Below are 4370 nucleotides of genomic sequence, written 5' to 3' on the forward strand. Positions count from 1 at the left end.
GGACCCCGCCCCGCCGCCGCCGTGCCCGCCCCCGTCGCGGCCCGGGCGGCGCGCCTCCGTCATGCACCCGGCGCGGCGTGCGGCCCCTGCCAGCCGGGGACGTGGCGCCAGTCGCTGGACACGACGGTGGCCCCCAGGCAGCCCAGCAACCGGGTCCTGGCCAGCGCCTGGTCCGCGGGCGGGTTCACGGAGTCCAGCGCGGGCGCGACCTCGTGGGCGGAGGTGACCGCGGTGAAGTAGTCGCCGTAGAACGCCCGCCGTTCGGCGGACAGCCCGGCGAAGGAGGCCGCGCCGCCGTCGAAGACGACGAACCAGGGACGCAGGGACTCCTCGTAGTCCTGGCGCGGGTCGGTGGCGCCGTACCCTCCCCTGGGGACCGGGAAGACCTGGGCGTCGGCGGGGTGGTCCCGCAGGTGCCGGGCGTACTCCACCTCGGTGGGCAGGCTGTCGTTCTCCGCGGTGCCCCGGATCACGTAGACCAGGATCCTGCCGCGGTGGTCGGCGGGCCAGGCCCCGGCGCGCGCGGCCTCATCCGGGGTGGCGTGACCGCCCATCAGGTCGGCCGGGGTGAGCATCGCGTCGCCGAAGCGGTCCCGCAGGACCGCGTCGAGCTCGTCGGGCCCCCGGCCCCGGTTGTCGTGGAACCCGTCCTTCATCTCCAGTTTGAGGACCAGGAGCTCGTGCCCCGGGTTCGCCTCGTGCCAGGCTCTGACGTTGTCCAGGCAGTGCGTGAACTGCTGGTTGCGCGCCGAATCGCGCAGTTGGCCGGCGTCGCGCCCCGCTCGCAGTTGTTGTCGCTCCAGAACGGATTGGAGTGGCTGACGGTCCACTGGCCGAAGAAGGTCCACAGATCGATCTCGATCATCCGGTTCCCGGCGTCGAGCGCGTCGACCAGGTAGGGGTAGGCCGCTCTCTCGTAGGCGTTGTGCACCCCGCCGAAGGTCAGGTCCGTCAGTGCGGGCTCGGCCGCGCGGGCGGGGCCGCCGCAGACGGCGGCGGCCATCGAGGCGGCCAGGGCGGTGGCGGCGAGGCGGGAGGGGAAACGCACGGATGCCTCCGGGAGGGTCGGAAGGCGGTCCCCGCGGCGCCGTCGGACGTGTCAGGCCGATCTTGACCAGGATCCGCCCGCTCCGCAAGACCCGTTCCCGCGGCGCGGCGGGGAGGCCGCGCCATGCCGGGCCCGGGCTTCCGGGCCCGGCATGGCTCAGGTCAGGGACTCCGGACCGGTCAGCTCAGGTCCGAGCACTTCTTCGCGTCCGGGTCCGCGGCCGCCTTCGGGACCCAGCGCACGTTGGCGAACGACGCGGAGAAGGCGCCCTCGGTGTAGACGAGGAAGGGCGTGTTGACGTTCTCCAGGTCCAGGCCCCCCGCCGCGAAGCAGGAGACGGGGATCTTGACCGTCGACTTCGTCCCCGCCGGCAGTCCCGTGAAGAGGGAGGTCGCCACGACCTCCGCCATGCACGGGTAGACGCAGTGGGTGCTGATGACGGTCCTGGCGGCCGGGGCCTGGTGCACGATCGTGTCGAAGACCAGCGCGGCGTCGGAGTTGAGGTAGCCGCGCAGGTCGGTGCCGCCCGCCGGGTTCTGCAGGTAGATCTGCGCGGGGCCGGTTCCGGTCCAGGTCGCCTTCAGGCCGTCCTGCTGCACGTTGACGTCGGACTGCACGACGCCGATCTCGGCGTGCGACGCCTGGCCGTCGGGGCCGATCTCGGTGCCGCCCCAGTTCTCCGCCGAGCCGATGAAGCTCTTGTACGGCGCGACGTCGGTCCGGTTGAAGATCTCCAGGTCCTCGCTCGCCTCGCCGCCGCCGCCCGTGGAACCGCAGCCGAACTCCGGCGCGGTCTCGTCGAGCGTGCCGATGGAGCTCGCCTGGCCGGAGCGCAGGCCGTACCCGAGGGGGAAGAGCGGGTCGTAACCCTCGTCGCCGGCGTTGAGCGGGGTCTGGCAGGCGGTCTTCGGCCAGGAGTACGGCAGCTTGCCGGTGTAGCCCTGGTGGTGGCGGCCCCGGACCAGCAGGTCGGCGACGCCGCCGCCCTCGGTGCCCGGCAGCCACGCGACCACGAAGGCGTCGGAGCGGTTGAGCTCCTTGTTGACCCAGAGCGGGCGGCCGGTGACGTAGACGGTGACCACCGGGGCGCCCTTGCCCTTGACCTTGTCGAGCACGGCCAGGTCACCGGGGTAGATCTTGGCGGCCTCCAGCGAGCGCCGCGCGAGGTCTCCGACCCCCTCGGCGTACGGCGTCTCGCCGATCACCGCGATGACCGCGTCGAACGCCGCGGGGTCGACGCCGTCGGCCGTCTCGCTGAACGTGACGTTCGCCTCGCCCAGCGCCTCCTTCAGGCCGCCGAGGATCGTGGTGCCGTTCGGGAAGTCGGCGTTGGTGTTGCCGGTGCCCTGCCAGGTGAGGCTCCAGCCGCCGGTCTGGTTCTGCAGGCTGTCGGCGCTCTTGCCGACCACGAGGACCTTGGAGTTCCTGGCCAGCGGGAGCACCTTGCCGTTGTTCTTCAGCAGGACCTGCGACTTGCGCACGGCCTCCCGGGCCAGCCTCCGGTCCTCCAGCGCGCCGGCCGAACCGGCGTAGGCGCGCTTGGAGGGCTTGCGGCCGTCGAGCACGCCGGCGCGCAGCTTCACCCGCAGGATGCGGGTGACCGCGTCGTCGATGCGGGCCATCGGGATCTCGCCGCTCTCGACCTGGGCGATCGTGTTGGCGATGAACGCCTTCCAGTCGTTGGGGACCATGACGACGTCGATGCCCGCGTTGATCGCCTGCGGGCAGCTGGCGTTGGTGCACCCGGCGACCTGGCCGATGCCGTTCCAGTCGGAGACGACGACGCCGTCGAAGCCCATCTTCCCCTTGAGGATGTCGCTCAGCGCGCGCTTGCTGCCGTGCAGCTTGCCCTCGTTGATGCCGAGTTCCTCGTTCGTCCAGCTGTTGAACGAGACCATCACGGTCTGGGAGCCGGCCGCGAGCGCGCCGTAGTAGCCCTGGCCGTGCAGGTTGATCATCTCGGCCTCGGACGAGGGGTTGACCCCCTGGTCGACGCCCTTGAGGGTGCCGCCGTCGCCGATGAAGTGCTTGGCTGTGGCGATGACGCCGCGGGAGTCGATCCGGAACGGGTGGCTGCCCTGCAGTCCCTTGACGGCCTCGTAGCCGTAGGCGCGGACGATCCGGGGGTCCTCGGAGAAGCCCTCGTAGGTGCGGCCCCACCGGTCGTCGCGGACGACGGCGAGCGTGGGGGCGAAGGCCCAGTCCTGGCCGGTGGCGCGGATCTGCCTGGCCGTCGCCGCGCCGATGTCGCGGATGAGGCACGGGTCCTGCGCGGCGCCCAGGCCGACGTTGTGGGGGAAGATCGTCGCGCCGTAGACGTTGTTGTTGCCGTGGATGGCGTCGATGCCCCAGATGACGGGGATCTTCGTCCGGGTGGCCACGGAGGCGTCCCAGTAGGCGTCGGCGAGGTCCAGCCAGGCCTTCGGCGCGGCGTGCTTGTCGCGGCCGGGCCAGGAGCCGCCGCCGTTGAGCACCGAGCCGATGGCGTACTGCTTGACCTCCTCCGGGGTGATCGCCGCGATCTCCGGCTGGGTCATCTGGCCGACCTTCTCGGCCAGGGTCATCCGGGAGACGATCTTCGCGATCCGCTTCTCGTCCAGCGGGTTCCGCTTGATCCTGCTGTCGATCTTGGGCCAGTCGGAGAGCCTGGGCAGGCTCTTGTCGACGCGGGCGCAGCCGCGGAAGTCGAGAGAGGGTTTTCCGATCACCGGCTGGCGGCCGTTCGCGGCCTCGGCGCCCGCGCTCGGCATCCCGGTGACTCCGGAGGCCAGGACCGCGAGGCCCGCCAGCACGGCGAGCCTGCTCCTCCTGGCGCCCGGTCGGACGGAAGGTTTGGTCATCGAGGGTCCGTTCTCGAGGTGCTGCACAAAGACGTGGCGGCTCCCCCCGTGATCCGCACTGCGCAGATCCTGACCCCGCGAGACCGGTCCCGTCAATAGTTTCCTGAGAGCGCTCTCTGAAAACGGAGGCGTGTTCCCCATCGGGATGCGGTGATCCCGGGAACCGTTCCCTGGCGGTTCCCGGGATCGGGGCGGACGCTTCCGGCCGAGGCCGACGGGCGGGCCTGGGCCGCTTCCGGCCGAGGCCCACCCGTCGGCCCGTACGGCTAGCGGCCGCTCCGGTAGGAGCCGTCCGCGAGTTCGGCGACGAGGCCCGGCCGCTTGGGGGTCCAGCCGAGCATCCGGCGGGTCCGGGCCGAGCTCACCGCCTGGCCGAGGGCGAGCGCCTCGGCGAAGGCCGGGTTCAGGGCCTGTGCCGCCTCCTCCACCGGCCAGGCCTCCGCCTCCTGCTCGCCGAGCCGCCGCCGGCGGCGGCTCGGCGA

Annotated in this window: 4 protein-coding genes; all 4 read right to left on the bottom strand. The window is 72.1% G+C overall.

Translation table 11 applies throughout. The features are described 5' to 3' along the window. Window positions 1–59 precede the first annotated feature (59 nt). Window positions 60–761, bottom strand: a complete 702-nt coding sequence (locus tag ACWJ6R_RS30940) for a Ca2+-dependent phosphoinositide-specific phospholipase C (protein WP_449065615.1) — start codon at window positions 759–761, stop codon at window positions 60–62. Then, window positions 653–1048: a hypothetical protein gene (locus ACWJ6R_RS30945; protein ID WP_449065612.1), complete on the bottom strand. Its 396-nt coding sequence runs from the start codon at window positions 1046–1048 to the stop codon at window positions 653–655. Before ACWJ6R_RS30945 ends, ACWJ6R_RS30940 begins: the two co-directional genes overlap by 109 nt. 179 nt (window positions 1049–1227) lie before the next feature. Then, a complete protein-coding gene (locus tag ACWJ6R_RS30950; RefSeq protein WP_449065613.1) occupies window positions 1228–3888 on the bottom strand; it encodes a glycoside hydrolase family 3 N-terminal domain-containing protein in 2661 nt (886 codons plus the stop codon). A gap of 266 nt (window positions 3889–4154) precedes the next feature. Next, window positions 4155–4370, bottom strand: a 216-nt coding sequence (locus ACWJ6R_RS30955) for a hypothetical protein (protein WP_449065614.1), incomplete at its 5' end; no start/stop codon positions are given.

This window comes from Planomonospora algeriensis, from assembly GCF_977012225.1.